The organism is Pseudomonas sp. NPDC086278 (assembly GCF_050280905.1).
Taxonomy (GTDB): domain Bacteria; phylum Pseudomonadota; class Gammaproteobacteria; order Pseudomonadales; family Pseudomonadaceae; genus Aquipseudomonas.
The window spans coordinates 19,657-38,048 of sequence record NZ_JBNNWE010000059.1 but is presented as its reverse complement, the minus strand read 5'-3'; the positions used below and the strand labels follow the sequence as shown (position 1 = coordinate 38,048).

At 61.8% G+C, this 18,392-nt stretch carries 15 protein-coding genes; 14 read left to right on the top strand and 1 reads right to left on the bottom strand.

Going from position 1 to position 18,392, the window contains the following annotated elements:
* The first annotated feature begins 58 nt into the window (after window positions 1-58).
* The 10 genes from ACQKP4_RS18615 to ACQKP4_RS18570 all read left to right on the top strand — a co-directional run bounded on the left by ACQKP4_RS18615 (window position 59) and on the right by ACQKP4_RS18570 (window position 13,618).
* Entirely contained in the window at window positions 59-1,219 is a 1,161-nt protein-coding gene (locus ACQKP4_RS18615) for an acyl-CoA dehydrogenase family protein (RefSeq protein WP_427635114.1), read from the top strand.
* A gap of 18 nt (window positions 1,220-1,237) precedes the next feature.
* Complete coding sequence (locus tag ACQKP4_RS18610) at window positions 1,238-3,337, top strand: acetate--CoA ligase family protein (protein ID WP_427635113.1); 2,100 nt, start codon at window positions 1,238-1,240, stop codon at window positions 3,335-3,337.
* 10 nt (window positions 3,338-3,347) lie between these two features.
* Window positions 3,348-4,955: a 5-guanidino-2-oxopentanoate decarboxylase gene (locus ACQKP4_RS18605; RefSeq protein WP_427635116.1), complete on the top strand. Its 1,608-nt coding sequence runs from the start codon at window positions 3,348-3,350 to the stop codon at window positions 4,953-4,955.
* Window positions 4,956-4,982: 27 nt separating this feature from the next.
* A complete protein-coding gene (locus ACQKP4_RS18600) occupies window positions 4,983-6,173 on the top strand; it encodes a pyridoxal phosphate-dependent aminotransferase (RefSeq protein WP_427635112.1) in 1,191 nt (396 codons plus the stop codon).
* Complete coding sequence (locus ACQKP4_RS18595) at window positions 6,166-7,581, top strand: aldehyde dehydrogenase family protein (protein ID WP_427635111.1); 1,416 nt, start codon at window positions 6,166-6,168, stop codon at window positions 7,579-7,581. Before ACQKP4_RS18600 ends, ACQKP4_RS18595 begins: the two co-directional genes overlap by 8 nt.
* A gap of 106 nt (window positions 7,582-7,687) precedes the next feature.
* Window positions 7,688-9,289: an ABC transporter substrate-binding protein gene (locus ACQKP4_RS18590; protein WP_427635110.1), complete on the top strand. Its 1,602-nt coding sequence runs from the start codon at window positions 7,688-7,690 to the stop codon at window positions 9,287-9,289.
* Between the two features lie 166 nt (window positions 9,290-9,455).
* Complete coding sequence (locus tag ACQKP4_RS18585; RefSeq protein WP_427635109.1) at window positions 9,456-10,415, top strand: ABC transporter permease; 960 nt, start codon at window positions 9,456-9,458, stop codon at window positions 10,413-10,415.
* 3 nt (window positions 10,416-10,418) lie between these two features.
* Complete coding sequence (locus ACQKP4_RS18580; protein ID WP_427635108.1) at window positions 10,419-11,246, top strand: ABC transporter permease; 828 nt, start codon at window positions 10,419-10,421, stop codon at window positions 11,244-11,246.
* A 2-nt stretch (window positions 11,247-11,248) separates the two neighbouring features.
* Window positions 11,249-12,904, top strand: coding sequence for an ABC transporter ATP-binding protein (locus ACQKP4_RS18575; RefSeq protein WP_427635107.1), 1,656 nt, complete (start codon window positions 11,249-11,251; stop codon window positions 12,902-12,904).
* 9 nt (window positions 12,905-12,913) lie between these two features.
* Window positions 12,914-13,618 carry an NAD(P)H-dependent oxidoreductase gene (locus ACQKP4_RS18570; protein ID WP_427635106.1) on the top strand — a complete coding sequence of 235 codons (705 nt, stop codon included), beginning with the start codon at window positions 12,914-12,916 and terminating at the stop codon, window positions 13,616-13,618.
* A gap of 57 nt (window positions 13,619-13,675) precedes the next feature.
* On the opposite strand, the gene ACQKP4_RS18565 is transcribed toward ACQKP4_RS18570, so the two are convergent.
* A complete protein-coding gene (locus tag ACQKP4_RS18565) occupies window positions 13,676-13,867 on the bottom strand; it encodes a YegP family protein (protein ID WP_427635105.1) in 192 nt (63 codons plus the stop codon).
* A 279-nt stretch (window positions 13,868-14,146) separates the two neighbouring features.
* Here ACQKP4_RS18565 and ACQKP4_RS18560 point away from each other — a divergent pair, with 279 nt between their 5' ends.
* From ACQKP4_RS18560 to ACQKP4_RS18545, 4 genes are read left to right on the top strand one after another with little or no spacing between them, the layout of a single operon-like run.
* The gene (locus tag ACQKP4_RS18560; protein WP_427635104.1) at window positions 14,147-15,115 is read left to right on the top strand and encodes a glycosyltransferase family 2 protein; all 969 of its coding nucleotides are present in this window, start codon (window positions 14,147-14,149) and stop codon (window positions 15,113-15,115) included.
* A 3-nt stretch (window positions 15,116-15,118) separates the two neighbouring features.
* Window positions 15,119-15,829: a class I SAM-dependent methyltransferase gene (locus tag ACQKP4_RS18555; protein ID WP_427635103.1), complete on the top strand. Its 711-nt coding sequence runs from the start codon at window positions 15,119-15,121 to the stop codon at window positions 15,827-15,829.
* Entirely contained in the window at window positions 15,826-16,212 is a 387-nt protein-coding gene (locus tag ACQKP4_RS18550; RefSeq protein ID WP_427635102.1) for a GtrA family protein, read from the top strand. The genes ACQKP4_RS18555 and ACQKP4_RS18550 overlap by 4 nt, the downstream gene beginning before the upstream one ends.
* Window positions 16,209-18,320 (top strand): DUF6311 domain-containing protein, encoded by a 2,112-nt coding sequence (locus ACQKP4_RS18545; protein ID WP_427635101.1) that lies wholly within the window; start codon window positions 16,209-16,211, stop codon window positions 18,318-18,320. Before ACQKP4_RS18550 ends, ACQKP4_RS18545 begins: the two co-directional genes overlap by 4 nt.
* Window positions 18,321-18,392: the final 72 nt, after the last annotated feature.

Genomic DNA, 18,392 nt, shown 5'->3' with positions numbered 1-18,392 from the left:
CGCTGGCTCGCCAGCACAAGCTTCACCACCTATCAGCACACGAACAACAGGTAGCCCCATGAATTTCCAACTGACCCAAGAACAAGAAATGTTGGTGGACGCGGTACGCAGTTTCGTCGCCAAGGAGCTGCTGCCCCATGAGGAAGAGGTCGACCGCGCCGACGAAGTCTCCCCGGAGTTGGCCGCACAGATTCGCAGCAAGGCCATCGCGGCCGGTTTCTATGCCTTCAACATGCCGGAAGAAGTGGGCGGTGGCGGTCTGGATTACCTGTCTCAGGCGCTGATCGAGCGCGAGCTGTCCAAGGTCTCCTGGGCGCTGCACGTGTTTGTCGCACGGCCGTCGAAAATCCTCATGGCTTGCACCGGCGATCAAATCAACGACTACCTGTTGCCGTGCATTCAGGGCAAGAAAATCGATTGCTTCGCGCTGACCGAGCCGGGCGCCGGTTCCGACGCCAACGCGATCAAGACCCGCGCCGTGCGTGATGGCGATGACTTTGTGCTCAACGGCAGCAAGCACTTCATCAGCCACGCCGGGCACGCCGACTTCGCCATCGTTTTCGCGGTTACCGACACCTACGAACACAACGGCCGCAAGCGCAATGCCGTGACCTCATTCCTGGTTGATCGCGACACCCCGGGCATGACCATCCGCCGTGGTCCGAAGTGCGTGAGCAACCGGGGTTACCACACCTTCGAAATGTTCTTCGACGACTGCCGCGTGCCGGCCAGTAAAGTGCTGGGTGAAGTCGGCAAGGGTTGGGAAGTGGCCAACGCCTGGCTCACCGCCGGGCGGGTGATGGTTGCCGCCAACTGCGTCGGTCAGGCGCAACGCGCGCTCGACGTTTCGCTGCAATGGGCGGCGGATCGCAAGCAATTCGGCCAGCCGATCGGCACCTATCAGGGCATCTCGTTCAAGCTCGCGGACATGGTCACGCAGATCCGCGCCGCCGAACTGCTGACCCTGCACACGGCCTGGAAAATGGACCAGGGCAGCATGACCGATGGCGAGGCCGGCATGGCCAAGTTGTTTGCCAGTGAAGTGCTCGGCAAGGTCGCCGATGAGGCGGTGCAGATTTTCGGCGGCATGGGCCTGATGGACGAATGCCCGGTGGAACGCATCTGGCGTAACGCGCGGATCGAACGTGTCTGGGAAGGCACCTCGGAGATCCAGCGTCACATCATTTCCCGCGAATTGCTGCGGCCGCTGTTGCGCTGATCGACCCGGAGAATAGCTATGTCGCAAACGATTCGTGACAACCTCAAACGCCTGCTCGCACCGCGCCATCTGGCGTTTGTCGGTGGCCGCAGCATGGCTCGCGCGCTCAAGCGTTGTGCCGAAGGCGGCTACCAGGGCGAAATGTGGCTGGTCAATCCGCAGCACGACAGCCTCGAAGGCGTGCCGTGCGTGCGCAGCATCGCCGAGCTGCCGTGTGGTCCGGACGCGGTGTTCATCGCGACCAACCGCGAACTGACCCTGACCTGCGTGACCGAACTGGCCGCCAAAGGCGCGGGCGGGGCGATTTGCTACGCCTCCGGCTTCGCCGAAACCGGCGAAGAAGGCCAGGCCTTGCAACAACAGTTGCTCATCGCCGCCGGCCAAATGGCGTTGCTCGGTCCTAACTGCTACGGCTTGCTCGACTACCTGCACAGCTCCGCGCTCTGGCCCGTCGCCCATGGCGGCAAACCGGTGGAGAAGGGCGTCGCGGTGCTGACCCAGAGCGGCAACTTCGCCTACAACGTGTCGATGAGCGACCGCTCGCTGCCGATTGCCTACATGGCCTCGGTCGGCAATCAGGCGCAACTGGGCGTTGCCGAATTGATGGACGTGTTGCTCGACGAGCCCCGCGTCACCGCCATCGGTTTGCACCTCGAAGGCCTGAAAAACGTGCCGGGTTTCGCCCGCGCCGCCCACAAGGCGCTAGAAAAGGGCATCCCGATCATCGCCCTGAAAACCGGCGTGTCGCAGATCGGTGCCGAGCTGGCGCTCAGTCACACCAGTTCGCTGTCGGGCTCCGATGCGCTGTACGACAGTTTGTTCGACCGCCTCGGCGTGATCCGCGTCAGTGGCCCGGTGAGTTTTGTCGAAACCTTGAAAGCGGCGGCCTGCGGCACGCTGCCAGCGGGCAACAGCCTGATCGCGTTGGCCTGCTCGGGCGGCGACGCCGGGTTGATCGCCGACTACGCCGAACGCAACGACTTGAGCTTGCCGAAACTCGACGACAGTCAGCGTGAAGAGCTGGCGCAAGTGCTGCCGAGCTACGCCAACCTGGTCAATCCGCTGGATTTCACCACGGCCATCTGGGGTGACGGCGAAGCCTTGAACCGCATGCTCGACAGCGCCCTGCGCACCGAAGCCGATGCGGCGATGCTGGTGCTCGATTACCCGGCTGAGTTCACCGGCGAGCGCAAGGAATGCGACCTGCTGCTGGAGCTGTTTTGTGCCGCGCTGGTGCGCCACGGCAAGACCGGTTTCGTCACGTCAGCCTTCCCTGAATTGTTGCCGCCGCATGCGCGCGAACGTCTGCATGCGCAAGGCGTGGCTGCGTTGCAAGGGGTGGAGGACGGCTTGGCCGCGTGGGGTCGGATTGCCGGTTACCAACGCAATCGTCAAGCGTTGCTGGCGCTCGGTGAATCGGCGCTGGTGCCGCACTGCCCGCAAGCGTTGGCAGGCGAAGGTCGTTTGCTCAACGAGTGGGATTCGAAAAAAGCCTTGCGCGCTTTTGGCCTGCCGACGCCCAACGGCGTATTGAGTACGCCGGACCGTGCGCTGGCGGATGCCAACGCCTTGGGCTACCCGCTGGTGCTGAAAGCGGTCAGTGCGCAACTGCCACACAAAACCGAGGCCGGCGCCGTCGCGCTGAACCTCAAGGACGCCGCATCGCTGACCGCCGCGCTGGAAAAAATGCGCGCGAGCATTGCCGATTACGCGCCGCAGGTGCCGTTCGATCAGGTGCTACTGGAGCCGATGGCCAAGCCGCCGCTGGCTGAGCTGATCGTCGGCATCAAGCGTGAAAACGACTTTGGCCTGGCCTTGGTCATCGGTGCCGGCGGGATTCTGGTGGAACTGCTCAAGGACAGTCGCAGCCTGCTGCTGCCGACCACTGACGGTGCCATCCGCAAGGCGTTGCTGAGCCTGCGCAGTGCGGCGTTGCTGCAAGGTTTTCGCGGTCGTGACGCGGCGGACCTGGACGCACTGGTTGTCGCGATTCGCGCGGTGGCCGAATACGCCTGCGAGAACGCCGAACAACTGCTGGAACTCGATGTGAACCCATTGTTGGTCGGTGCCGATGGCACGACCGCGGTCGATGCGTTGATTCGCCTTGGCCATGAGTGAGGAAATGACTATGCAAAGCACAACGTTGACCGGCGGCCAGGCCCTGGTGCGTCTTCTCGCCAACTACGGCGTCGATACCGTGTTCGGTATTCCCGGCGTGCACACGCTGGAGTTGTATCGCGGCCTGCCCGGTAGCGGCATTCGCCACGTCCTCACCCGCCACGAGCAAGGCGCCAGTTTCATGGCCGACGGTTATGCGCGAGTCAGCGGCAAACCGGGCGTGTGCTTCATCATCACCGGTCCGGGCGTGACCAACGCCGCGACCGGCATTGGCCAGGCCTACGCCGACTCGATTCCGATGCTGGTGATTTCCAGCGTCAACCACACCGCCAGCCTCGGCAAAGGCTGGGGTTGCCTGCACGAAACCCAGGACCAGCGCGCCATGACCGCGCCGATCACCGCGTTTTCGGCGGTCGCCCTGAGCGCCGAAGACTTGCCTGAGCTGATCGCCCGCGCCTACGCCGTTTTCGACAGCGAGCGGCCGCGCCCGGTGCACATTTCGGTGCCGCTGGACGTGTTGTCCGCCAAAGTGGCTCGCGACTGGAGCAACGACGTGGTGCGGCGCCCGGGTCGTGGCGCCGCGTCCAGCACCGCGCTGGACGCAGCCGTCGCCAAATTGCAAAACGCCAAGCGGCCGATGATCATCGCCGGCGGCGGTGCGTTGAATGCGCAGCAAGCCTTGCAAGAACTCAGTACACGCCTGGCCGCGCCGCTGTTCACCAGTGTCGCCGGCAAAGGTTTGTTGGCACCGGATGCGCCGCTGAACGCCGGTTCGACCTTATGCGTTGAACCCGGTTGGCAGTTGATCGGCGAGGCCGACGTGGTGCTGGCGGTCGGCACCGAAATGGCCGATACCGACTTCTGGCGCGAACGCCTGCCCTTGAACGCCGAATTGCTGCGCGTCGACATTGACCCGCGCAAGTTCAATGACTTCTACCCGTGCGCGGTGGCCTTGCACGGCGACGCGCAGCAAACACTGGCCGGGTTGCTGGAACGTCTGCCAATCACCGCGCGGGATGCCGGCGCCGCGATCACTGCGGTGGCGAAACTGCGCGACGCGGTGAAAGCCAGTCACGGCCCGTTGCAGGCCATCCACCAGTCGATTCTCGAACGCATCGCCGCCGAACTGCCGGCCGATGCATTCATTAGCACCGACATGACCCAACTGGCTTACACCGGCAACTACGTCTTCAACAGCCTGGCCCCGCGCAGCTGGTTGCACCCGACTGGCTACGGCACGTTGGGTTACGGCTTGCCGGCGGGCATCGGCGCCAAGTTCGGCGCGCCGAAACGGCCGGGGCTGGTATTGGTCGGCGACGGTGGTTTCCTCTACACCGCGCAGGAACTGGCGACGGCGGTCGAGGAACTGGACAGCCCGCTGGTGGTGTTGCTGTGGAACAACGACGCGCTGGGGCAGATTCGCGACGACATGCTCGGCCTCGACATCGAACCGATTGGCGTACTGCCGCGCAACCCGGATTTCGCCGCCCTTGGCCGCGCGTTCGGCTGCACCGTGACCCAGCCGCAAAGCCTCGCCGAGTTGCAAACCGATTTGCGCCATGGCTTCAAGCGCAACGGCGTGACCCTGATCGAACTCAAGCATGCGTGCGCGCAATGATTCTCTATTTCTGCCAGGGGTATCGCCATGCGCTTTTCCGATCTGACGCAACGTATTGCCGGTGACGGCGCTGCCGCGTGGGACATTCATTACCGCGCGCTGGCATTGCAGGAGCAGGGTGAAGACATTCTGCTGCTGTCGGTCGGCGACCCGGATTTCGACACGCCGGCGCCGATTGTGCAGGCCGCCATCGACAGTTTGTTGAGCGGCAACACCCACTACGCCGATGTGCGCGGCAAGCGCGCATTGCGCGAAAGTATCGCCCGGCATTATGGGCAACGCAGCGGCCAGCAAGTCTCGGCGGATCAAGTCACCGTGCTGGCGGGCGCGCAGTGTGCGTTGTTCTGCGTCGCGCAATGCGTGCTCAACCCCGGCGATGAAGTGATCGTCGCCGAGCCGATGTACGTGACCTATGAAGCGGTGTTCGGCGCGTGCGGCGCGGTGGTGATTCCGGTACCGGTACGCCCCGAAAACGGTTTTCGGGTGCGGCCTGAAGACGTCGCCGCGCGCATTACCCCGCGCACCCGTGCACTGGCACTGAACAGCCCGCACAACCCGTCGGGCGCCAGTTTGCCCCGTGAAACCTGGTTGGCGTTGTCCGAGCTGTGCATCGCCAACGACCTGTGGCTGATTTCCGATGAGGTCTACAGCGAGCTGCTGTTCGACGGCGAGCACGTCAGCCCGGCGAGTCTACCGGGCATGGCCGAGCGCACCGCAACGCTCAACAGCCTGTCGAAATCCCACGCCATGACCGGCTGGCGAATCGGCTGGTCGATTGCGCCGCCGGCCTTGGCCACGCACTTGGAAAACCTCGCGTTGTGCATGCTCTACGGCTTACCGGACTTTGTGCAGGACGCGGCGGTTGTCGCGCTGCAAAGCCACTTGCCGGAGCTGGAAGCAATGCGCGAAGCGTATCGCCAGCGCCGCGATCTGGTCTGCGAATGCCTGGCCGATTGCCCTGGCGTGCGCGCCTTGAAACCCGATGGCGGGATGTTCGTGATGGTCGATATCCGCGACACCGGGCTCAGCGCCCAGGCCTTCGCCGACCGCTTGCTCGACCACCACGGTGTGTCGGTGCTGGCCGGCGAGGCGTTCGGCCCGAGCGCCGCCGGGCATATCCGTTTGGGCTTGGTGTTGGGGGCGGCGCCGTTGCGCGACGCCTGCCAGCGCATCACCCGTTGCGCCACTGAATTGTTGGAGTCCCAGGTCTATGCATAACTACAAAACGCTGTTCATTGATGGCCGCTGGCAAACACCGTCGGGACCAGGCATTGCCGAGGTCATTAACCCGGCCACTGAAGAAATTGCCGGCTCCGTGCCACTGGGCGACGAGCGCGATGTCGATAACGCGGTGGCCGCTGCGCGCCGGGCCTTCGCTTCATGGTCGCGCACACCGTCCAGCGTACGCGCCGGGTACATTCAAGCGCTCGCCGACCAATTGCGTACGCGCGCTGACGAAATGGCGGATGTGATCACCGCCGAACTGGGGATGCCGGTGCAATGGTGTCGCTCGGTGCAAGTCGACGGGCCGCTGGTCGGCCTGGAGCAATACGTCGAACTCGCGGGCCTGATGGACGAAGTGCGCGAGGTCGGCAATTCGCTGGTGATTCGCGAAGCGGTGGGCGTGTGCGCGTTCATCAACCCGTGGAATTACCCGCTGCATCAACTGATCGGCAAGCTTGCCCCGGCGCTGGCCGCTGGTTGCACGGTGGTGGTCAAACCGAGTCAGGACACCCCGCTGCACGCCTTTTTGCTGGCGCAGATGATCGAGGCTATCGGCTTGCCGGCCGGCGTGTTCAACCTGGTCAGCGGGCCGGGTTCCAAGGTCGGCGAAGCGCTGGCCAAACACCCGGACGTGGACATGGTTTCGTTCACTGGCTCGACCGGCGCCGGGGTGCGCGTGGCGCAAGCGGCGGCACCGTCGGTGAAGCGTGTGTGCCTGGAACTGGGCGGCAAGTCGGCGCTGCTGATTGCCGAGGACGCCGACCTGGAAGCCGCCGTGCGCTACGGCGTGCAGGACGTGATGATCAACTCCGGCCAGACCTGCACCGCGCTGACCCGCATGTTGCTGCCCGCCAGCCGTTACGCCGAGGCGGTGGAACTGGCGATTGCCGAAACGGCAAGCCTGCGCATGGGCGATCCGCTGGACCCGCAAAGCTTCCTCGGGCCGATGTGTTCGGCGGCGCAACGACGCACCGTGCTCGACTACATCAAGGTCGGCCAGCAAGAAGGCGCGCGTTTGGTGTATGGCGGCGACACGTCTGAGGAATTCGAGCGGGGTTTCTACGTCAGCCCGACCTTGTTCGCCGACGTCGACAACAGCATGCGCATCGCCCAGGAAGAAATCTTCGGCCCGGTGCTGTGCCTGATTCCTTACACCGATGAAGCGCAGGCGATCCAGATCGCCAACGACTCACCGTTCGGCTTGTCCAGCGGCGTGTGGGCCGGCAGCACCGAACGCGCCCTGGAACTGGGTCGCCAGTTGCGCGCGGGGCAGTGTTTCCTCAACGGCGCGGCGTTCAATTACCAGGCGCCGTTCGGTGGCTATAAACAGTCGGGTAATGGCCGGGAGTGGGGGGAAGAAGGGCTCAACGAGTTCGTTGAAGTGAAGGCGATTCAGGTGTGACCGCGAGCGCTTCAACTGTTTGTCGCACCGGGCCATGGCCCGGTGCCTTGCGTGGTTTCAAACCGGTAATTCATTACTTACTCTGCTTTTGATCAGGGGCAATGCAATGAGCGATAACAAAAACAACATTACTCAAGCGAACCATGAACTCAGTTTTCCTCGCAGAGACTTCCTGCGGTACAGCGCCACGGCTGCTGCCGTCGCCGGGGCTTTTTCGCTGGGCTTGCCATTCGGTGCCTCCGCTCAGGAAGCGACACCAAAACCGGGCGGCGTGCTGCGCCTCGGCCTCGCCGGCGCCAGCACCACCGACTCGAAAGATCCCGGTTCCTGGGTGGAAACCTTCACCTTCATCGGCTTCTCCGCGATCTATAACACCCTCACCGAAATCTCCGTCGACGGCACCGCGATCCCGGAACTGGCCGAGAGCTGGACGTCGACGCCGGACGCGCGCGTCTGGACCTTCAAACTGCGTCCGGGCGTGACTTTCCACAACGGCAAAACCTTGACCGTCGACGATGTGGTGGCGTCGATCCAGCATCACCTCGGCGACAAATCCACCTCCGCCGCCAAGACCGTGTTGGGCGACGTCGCCAAGGTCAGCGCGCAAGGCAGCGACAGCGTGGTGTTCGAACTGCACTCGGGCAACGCCGACTTCTCTTATGTGGTCGCCGACTACCATTTGGTGATCATGCCGGCCAAGGACGGCGTGGCGGACTGGCAGGCCGGTATCGGCACCGGCGGCTATCGCCTGAAGGACTTCGACCCGGGCGTGCGCATGGGCCTGGAACGCAGCCCCGATTACTGGAAACCGGGCCGGGCACATTTCGCCAGTGCCGAGCTGATCGCGATTTCCGACGGCGCGGCGCGGATCAATGCGCTGGTGACCGGGCAAGTCGATGTGATCAACAAGGTCGACTTGAAAACCGTGTCCTTGCTCAAGCGCAATCCGAACCTGGTGATCGAAGAAACCAAAGGCGCCCAGCACTACACCTTCCCGATGTTGTGCGACAGCCAGCAGTTCCAGAACAACAACATTCGCATGGCGATGAAGCACGCGATCAATCGCGAAACGCTGCTGGCCTCCGTCCTGTACGGCTATGGCCTGGTGGGCAACGACCACCCGATTCAGCCGGGCAGCCGCTTTATCAACACCGCCCTGGAGCAGCGCACTTACGACCCGGACAAAGCGCGTTTCTACCTGCGTGAGGCCGGCGTCGATTCGCTCAAGGTCAAGCTGCACGCGTCAGACGCGGCGTATACCGGGGCGGTGGACGCGTCGGTGCTGTTCAAGGAGCAGGCGCGTCAGGCGGGGATCGATATCGACGTGGTCCGTGAACCGGTGGACGGTTACTTCACCAATGTCTGGATGAAACAACCGCTGACCACTTCCTTCTGGTACAGCAGCATGACCGCCGACCGGATGTTCAGCATCGGTTACGCCAAGGGCGCGGCGTGGAACGAAACCCATTGGGACAATCCGCGATTCAACCAACTGCTGAATGCCGCCCGTGGCGAGCTGAACGACCCGTTGCGGCGCGAGATGTACAACGAAATGCAGTCGCTGTGCCGCGACGATGGCGGCGCAATTGTGCCGTTGTTTGCCAGTTCGGTGGCGGCGCGCTCGAATCGGGTCGCCCACGGTGAACGCACGGCGCCTTATGGCGAACTGGATGGCCTGCGCATCATCGAGCGGTGGTGGCAGGCGTAAGGGACATCCAGAACAGTGAATATCTCCTGTGGGAGCGGGCTTGCTCGCGAAAGCGGTATGCCAGTCAACGAATGTGTTGAATGTGACACCGCTTTCGCGAGCAAGCCCGCTCCCACAGTAGAAATTCGCAGTCTTTGCAAGCGTGGCCGATTCAAGGAACCGCATGATGAATAGTATTTTCAAGTTGCTTTTGCAACGCCTGGCGCTGGGCCTGTTATCGCTCTTCGCGGTTTCAGTCATCATCTTCCTCGCCGTCGGCATGCTCCCGGGTGATATCGCCCAGGCCATGCTCGGTCAATCCGCCACCCCACAAACCGTCGCGGCGTTCCGGACCCAACTGGGTCTGGACCTGCCGCCGCTGACCCGCTTCGGGCACTGGATCTGGAACCTGTTGCAAGGCGACCTCGGCGTCTCGCTGGCCAACCAGCGTCCCATCGCCGAACTGGTCGCCTCCCGCCTGGGCAACACCCTCAGCCTCGCGGCGCTGGCGGCATTGGTGTCTGTTCCGCTCGCCCTGGTGTTGGGGATGCTCGCGGCCCTGTATCGCAACAGCTGGTTCGACCGTTTGCTTAATACCAGCGCCCTGAGCGCCGTGTCGTTTCCGGAATTCTTTGTCGCCTATCTGCTGATTCTGGTGTTCTCGGTGAAGCTCAACTGGTTCCCGAGCATGTCCAATCTGGCGCCGGACGCCTCATTCGCAACCGTGCTGGAGCGCTCGGTGTTGCCGGTCGCGACCCTGAGCCTGGTGGTCATCGCGCAGATGATGCGCATGACCCGCGCAGCGTTGATCAACCTGCTGGCCAGCCCCTACATCGAAATGGCCCGGCTCAAAGGCATCAGCCAGTCGCGCATTATCTGGCGTCATGCGTTGCCCAACGCCTTGGCGCCGATCGTCAACGTGGTGGCGCTGAACCTCGCCTATCTGGTGGTCGGTGTGGTGGTGGTCGAAGTGGTATTCGTGTACCCGGGCCTCGGCCAGTTGCTGGTGGACTCGGTGGCCAAGCGCGATATACCGGTGGTTCAAGCCTGCAGCCTGATATTCGCGGCGACCTACATCCTGCTCAACACCACGGCGGATGTGCTGTCCATCGCCAGCAATCCACGCCTGATGCATCCGAAGGGGTAGCGCATGAGCTTGATCAAACAATTGATACGGGCGCCGCTGAGTGCCCAGGTCGGATTTCTGGTGATCATCCTGTACACCCTCGTGGCGCTGTTCGCCCCGGTGCTGGCGCCGTATGGCGAAACACAAGTGGTGGGCGAAGGTTTCGCGCCGTGGAGCGGGCAGTTCCTGTTGGGCACCGATAACCTGGGCCGCGACATGTTCAGTCGCTTGGTCTACGGCGCGCGCAATACCCTGGGCATTGCGTTTCTGACCACGGTGCTGGCGTTCCTGCTCGGCGGCTTGAGCGGGTTGATCGCGGCCATCAAGGGTGGCTGGGTCGATCAGGGACTGTCGCGGATCGTCGATATTCTGATGGCGATCCCGCAGCTGATTTTCGCCTTGCTGATACTCAGCGTGGTCGGCACCACCGCGACTTCGCTGGTGCTGGTGATCGCGCTGCTGGACGCGACCCGCGTGTTTCGCCTGTCGCGGGCGGTGGCCATGAACGTGGTGGTGCAGGACTTCGTCGAAGCCGCTCGTCTGCGCGGCGAAGGCCTGTGGTGGCTGGTGACGCGTGAAGTGCTGCCCAATGCCGCCGCGCCGCTGATAGCCGAGTTCGGCCTGCGTTTTTGCTTTGTGTTTTTGTTCATTAGCGCGCTGTCGTTTCTCGGCCTGGGCATTCAGCCGCCCACCGCCGATTGGGGCAGCATGGTCCGAGACAATGCGGTTTTGATCACGTTCGGTGACATCAGTCCCTTGCTGCCGGCGCTGGCCGTCGCGGTGATCACCGTCAGCGTCAACTTCGTCGTCGACTGGATGTTGCACAAATCCAGCGGCCTCAAGGAGTGCTGAACATGACCGCCAATACTGACGAAAAACCGCTGCTGCAAATCCGTGATCTGCACATCGAAGGCCATTACGAAGACGCGTGGCACCCGCTGATCAAGGGCATCGACCTGACGCTGCAACGCGGTGAAGTGCTGGGCCTGATTGGTGAATCGGGAGCCGGCAAGTCGACCCTCGGTCTCGCCGCCATGGGTTATACGCGCGACGGTTGCCGCATCACTGGCGGCTCGGTGCAGTTCGATGGCATTGATCTGTTGCGCTGTAAGCCGGACGCGTTGCGCAAACTGCGTGGCCTGCGGATTGCCTACGTCGCACAAAGCGCTGCCGCGTCTTTCAATCCGGCCCATCGGTTGATTGATCAGCACGTGGAAACCGCGGTTAAAAACGGTGGCATGAGCCGCGTCGAGGCGATGGCGCAAGCGGTGGAACTGTATCGCGTGCTGCGTTTGCCAAACCCCGAACAAATCGGTCAGCGTTATCCGCATCAAGTGTCCGGCGGGCAGTTGCAGCGGGTGATGACGGCCATGGCCATGGCCTGCCGCCCGGACCTGATCATCTTCGACGAACCGACCACCGCCCTCGACGTCACCACCCAAATTGAAGTGTTGGCGGCCATTCGCGAGGCAGTGGCGACGTATGGCTGCGCGGCGATCTACATCAGCCACGACCTGGCGGTGGTTGCGCAAATGGCCGACCGGATCATGGTGCTGCGCTACGGCAAATTGGTGGAGGAGGCCGAAACCCGCAAAATGCTCGGCGATCCGCAAGAGGACTACACCAAGTCATTGTGGGCGGTGCGCAGCTTTCGCACGGAGCCAAAACCGTGCCCGCCGCAGGAACAGCCGCTGCTGCAATTGCGCCAAAGTTGCGCCAGTTACGGCCATCAACCCGTGCTGCACGATGTCTCGTTGAGCCTGTATCGCGGCCAGACCCTGGCGGTGATCGGCGAGTCCGGCAGTGGTAAAAGCTCGACCGCGCGGCTGATCACCGGTTTGCTGAAGCCGACGTCGGGGCAAGTGCTGTATGACGGCGAAGCGCTGCCGGCGGACTTTCGTCAGCGCAGCAAGGAACAGTTGCGTCGCATCCAGATGATCTACCAGATCCCCGACACGGCGCTGAACCCGCGTCAGCGCATTGTCGACATCATCGGTCGGCCGTTGACCTTTTACCTGGGCCTCAAAGGCAAGGCGATGCGTGCCCGGGTGGCTGAACTGCTGGAAATGATCGAGCTGGACCCCGCGATCTTCATGGAGCGCCGGCCCGGCGAGCTGTCCGGTGGGCAGAAGCAACGCGTCTGCATCGCCCGTGCATTGGCCGCTGATCCGCAGTTGATCATTTGCGATGAAGTGACTTCGGCGCTGGATCAACTGGTGGCCGAAGGCGTGCTGAAACTGCTCGACCGGATTCAGCGGCAACTGGGCGTCGCTTACCTGTTCATCACCCACGATGTCGCCACCGTTCGGGCAATCGCCGATGAGGTGCTGGTCATGCAGCGGGGCAGGGTGGTCGACCACGGTTCGCGCAACGCTATTTTCACCCCGCCGCATCAGGCTTACACCGGGCTGCTGTTTTCCTCCGAACCGCAAATGGACCCGGACTGGCTCGACCGCTTGCTGGCCAAGCGCGCGTCATTGTCTTCAAACTCAACACCTGTAAACGTCTAAGGAATTGTCATGAAAGTACTGATTGTCCACGCGCACCCGGAACCTAAATCCTTTACCGCGGCCCTGCGCGACCAAGCGGTCGCGAGTCTCGAAGCCCAGGGTCATGAAGTGCAGGTCAGCGACTTGTACGCGATGAACTGGAACCCGGTGGCCAGCGCCGATGACTTTTCGTCGCGGGAGAACCCGGAATACCTGGTCTATGCCCTGGAGCAACGCTTGGGCGTGAAAAGCCAGTCGCTGGCGCCGGACATCCGGCAGGAGCTCGACAAACTGCTGTGGGCGGACCTGCTGATCCTCAATTTCCCGATTTTCTGGTTCTCGACCCCGGCCATCCTCAAGGGCTGGATTGATCGGGTGCTGGTGTCGGGTGTCTGCTACGGCGGCAAGCGCTTTTACGATCAGGGCGGCTTGAGCGGCAAGAAAGCCCTGGTGTCCGTGACCTTGGGCGGGCGCGAGCACATGTTCGGTGACGGTGCGATTCACGGTCCGCTGGAAGACATGCTGCGCCCGATCCTGCGCGGGACGCTGGCGTATGTCGGTTTCGATGTGCTGGAGCCGTTCGTGGCCTGGCATGTGCCGTACATCAACGACGAGGCGCGCAAGGAATTCCTGCAGGGTTATCAGCAGCGGCTGCAACACCTGGCCGACGAGCAACCGATGCAGTTTCCGCGCCTGGCGCAATTCGATGAGGCGCTGTATCCGCTGCCACGCTGAACCTGACATGCCGAAGCTGTTCAAGCTCTCTGAACAGTTTCGGCAGTGGCCTGCGGTTTAGATTTGCTTCACGGGCGTCTCACTCTCAACGCCCTTGATCAGGTTGATGGCGTGCAGGCAATCAACCTTGTTCACATACGACTCGCCACTGGCGACGGTCTCGTGATTTCCCGCCCTCAGGCGCCAGCGCCATTGGCCTTTGCCCGTGCTCGGAGTGCCTTTGGACTGCCTGTAGATCTCGAAATACATACTGCTCGCTCCCTGCGATGGGTTATGGCGACATCCCGCGTGTCGCATGGTTGGGAAGCCTAGCGGAGCTGGGTTTTTTGGCCATCGCCCATGTGTTTCCAATAGTTTGAAGCCAATTCCTACGCCACAACCGACGGCGAGCATATGGCCAAAATCCCCGCGGTTTCGCCCTTGCATCACCTCCCCCGGTCCTGCTTAATACGACTCGACTCCCGGCGCCGGGTATCGCTCGGCGCCCGCCCGATTGTAGAAAAAACCCTATAAAAAAAGAGCAATCAATTGACTCATCAGCACGGAACGCAATTGGACGGGCCACTGGCGCTATCGCTGGTTATCCCCGTGTTCAATGAAGCTGCGACCATCGATTTGTTCATCGCGCGGATCACGGACATCTTCCAGGCGCAGGTGCTGATTGGCCTGGAAATGGTGTTCGTCAACGACGGCAGCACCGACACCACGCTGGACCTGCTGCTGGAACGTCAACGAACCGATCCGCGTATTCGCGTGGTCGATCTGAGCCGTAACTTCGGCAAGGAAGCGGCGTTGACCGCAGGCTTGCAGACGGCCACCGGTCAGGTCGTGGTGCCGATCGATGTCGATTTGCAGGACCCGCCCGAAGTCATCCTGGAAATGATTGCCCGCTGGCGTGAAGGCTACGAAGTGGTGCTGGGCCATCGGGTCAACCGCCGTACGGATTCCTGGGCCAAACAGACGTCGGCCAACTGGTTCTACCATCTGCACAACAAAATCTCCGATCAGCCGTTACCCAAGAATGTCGGCGATTTTCGGCTGATGGATCGCTGCGTGGTCGACGCCCTGGAATCGTTGCCTGAGTCGCGACGTTTCATGAAAGGCTTGTTTGCCTGGGTCGGGTTTCGCACCACCCACGTTGACTATGAGCGCCCGGAGCGGGTGGCCGGCGAGAGCAAGTTCAACGGTTGGCGCCTGTGGAATTTCGCACTGGAAGGCATCACCAGTTTCAGCACCGACCCGCTGAAGATCTGGACCTATCTGGGGTTGTTTGTTTCGCTGATTTCTTTCTCGTTCGCCATTTTCATCGTGTTGCGCACCTTGATCTCCGGCGTCGATCTGCCCGGTTACGCGTCGCTGATGGTGGCGGTCACGTTCCTGGGCGGGCTGCAACTGATTGGCATCGGTGTGCTGGGTGAATACCTGGGCCGAACCTACATCGAATCGAAACGGCGGCCGGTGTATCTGGTGCGGCGCGTCTATGACCCCAAGGACTGAACCATGGATCTCAAGGAAACCGACATCCTCGGTTCAAGCATCGATGAGCATTGGTATTACAGTTCAAAAGCGGCGGCGACCACGCGGTTGCTGGGTAACACGCCCTTCAAGACCATTCTCGATGTGGGGGCCGGCTCAGGGTTCTTTTCTCATCATCTGTTGAGGCATTCCCCGGCGAGCGAAGCGTGGTGCGTCGACATCAGCTACGACGCCGATTCCGACGCCACCACGTCCGGCAAGCCGGTGCATTACCGTCGCGCAATCGACGCGGTGGACGCCGATCTGGTGCTGCTGATGGACGTGCTCGAGCATGTCGATGACGACGTCGGGCTGCTCAAGGCGTATGTCGATAAAGTGCCGTCCGGCAGCCGGTTTCTGATGACCGTGCCGGCGTTCCAGTTTCTCTGGAGCGGGCACGATGACTTTCTCGAGCACAAACGTCGCTACACCCTGGGGCAATTGGAAGCCGTGGCCAGGGATAGCGGGTTGACGGTGACCCAGGGGGCTTATTACTTCGGCCTGGTGTTTCCGATTGCCGCCGCTTTGCGGTTATTGCCAAAAGGCGCAAAACCCTCCGCGCCGCAGTCGCAGCTCAAGCGACATCACCCGTTGGTCAACACGGTTTTGAAGACCTTGTGCAGCATTGAATTGCCGTTCATGAAAGCCAATCGCCTGGCCGGGCTGACGGTATTTGTGCTGGCCCAAAAACCGTGACGCACGCCGAAAGATCAGCCCTGTTCAAACGCGGCCTGCGATTTGCCATCACCGGTTTGTTCGTCACCGCCCTGCATGCGCTGGTGGCCGTGCTGTTCATCAACTACGTGTCGCCGTTGCCGCCGCTGGCCAATGGCGTGGCGTTTGCCGTGGCGACGGTGGTGTCCTACGTGGTCAATACCACCTGGAGTTTTTCCGCGCGATTGCACGGCCGGACGCTGCTGCGTTTCATGATGGTTTCCTGCGCCGGTTTTCTGCTGGCGATGCTGGTGGCCTGGGCCGCGCAGATGGCCGGGCTGCATTATTTGCTGGGGATTGGCGCGGTGGCGCTGACGATTCCGGCCTTCACCTTTGTGCTGCATAACTTCTGGACGTATCGATGAAGGATCTTGTTAAACGCCTGCCGATCAACCTGTTGCCGTTGTTGATCGGTGTTGTGGCTTTTTTCATTGTGGTCGGGCCGAGGGCGCTGAACCCGCAAAACATTGCGTGGCTAGGAAACGGTGATCCGGCGACGCATTACCTGGGCTGGGTATTTTTCCGGCAGTCGCCGTGGACGTTTCCGCTCGGGCTCAATCCTTCCTACGGGCTGGAATTGGGCAATGGCATCATTTTCTCTGACTCCAATCCGCTGCTGGCCTTCCTGTTCAAGCCATTCGCTTCACTGTTGCCGATGCCTTTCCAGTATTTCGGGCTGTGGTTCCTCGCCTGTTTTGTCTTGCAGGCCTGGTTTGCCTGGAAACTGCTGGGGCTGGTTTCTTCCCATGTGGGTATACGTGCCGTAGGGACGGCGCTGTTTCTCTTCGCGCCGTCGATGATCATGCGCATGCCGTTCCATTTGTCCCTCGGTGGTCATTTTTTGGTGCTGGCTTCGTTGTATCTGGGGCTGCACCCGAATTTGCCCCGTCGACGTCTCGCCTGGGGCGCGTTGCTGGCGGCCGCCGCGTTGATCCATGCGTATTTTCTGGCGATGGTGGCCGCGATCTGGATCGCCGACCTCGCGGCCGGTTATTTCAGGAAAAAACTGACGCTGCAGTCTGCTGCCATCGAACTGATCGGTCTGTTTTCACTGGTCAGTGTTTGCTGCTGGCAAGCGGGCTATTTTTCGGTGGGCAGTGGCGCGGTATCGGATGGTTTTGGCATGTACGCCATGAACCTGTTGTCATTGGTCGATCCAGGGCAATGGTCTTACGTACTGAAGGATTTGCCCGGTGTTCAAGGGTTCGGTGACGGCGAAGGATTTCTGTTTCTTGGTCTTGGGCTGATCACGCTGGGCATTTGTGCCGTGGTGGGCTTGCTGCAGGGAAACACCGGTTTCCGCCAACGACTGGGGCGGCAACCGCTGCTGTTTCTGGCGCTGTCGGGCCTTACCGTGTTTTCGCTTTCAAACCATGTGGCGATGGGGTCGCTCGAATTCACGTATCCGTTGCCCCCGCTAGTGATCTCTATCGCTAATGTCTTTCGCGCATCCGGACGGATGTTCTGGCCGGTCTACTACGCGATTATCTTCACCATCCTTTTCCTGGTGATCCGGGCCAACACACCTCGAACCGCCGTGAGTCTGATGTCGCTGGCGTTGCTGATTCAGGTTCTGGACACCCATGCGGGCTGGGAAGGGGTACGTAAGCAGTTAATGGTTACGCCGGCCGCGAAGTGGGCCTCGCCCATGGTGGATCCGTTCTGGGCGAGTGCCGCAACCCATTACAAGAATGTCCGCTGGATTGTTCCGCAGAACCTCTCCCCGCACTGGATGGCGGTGGCTGATTTTGCCGCTGCCCATGGCCTGGCGACGAATGCCGTTTACCTCGGGCGAATGGACACGGTCAACTGGATCAAATCCGAGCAGGAGACGGCTCGGGAAATGGCGTCGGGAAAGTATGATGCCGATTCGTTGTACCTGCTCGATGAACGAGCGCTGCTCCAGGCCGCCATGAATGTCGATACCCAATCGGACCTGTTTACCCGCATTGACGGCTTTACGGTACTGGCTCCGGGCTGGAAACGCTGTGGCACTTGCTTGCAGGCAACACCGCAAGTCAACCCGCTGGAGCTGATTCCTTCCCTCGATTTCGGACAAAAAACCGTATTTGCCTATGGCAGCCTGGGTCAGGCGCTGCTGGCCAGGGGCTGGTCCGATTCGGAGCTCTGGGGCACCTGGTCCGAAGGTCCCGAGGCTGAAGTCATGTTCCGGGTTTCGGCGCCGGTGCATTCCTTGCGTCTGGAGGCCACGGCGTTTCTACCGCCAGGCCATGCTGGGCAAAGTGTCGCCATCAGCATCAATGGCCTGCCGGCGCTGAATACCCGGCTTGAACAGGCCGACGGCAATATTATCGACGTGCCCATCACGCACGAGATGCAGCAACGGGTAGCGAGTCAGGGGGCGCTGAGGCTGCAATTCCAATTTGCCGATGCCGTCACCCCCAAACAGTTCGGGATAGGGCAGGACGCACGGATACTTGCACTCGGGTTAAAGTCCTTGACCGTCAATTGATGTCCGCTGGACATAGACGCCTCCCTCGGGCCTTTCTACACTGCTGGTCGTGTCGGGGACCGGGGGCAAGTA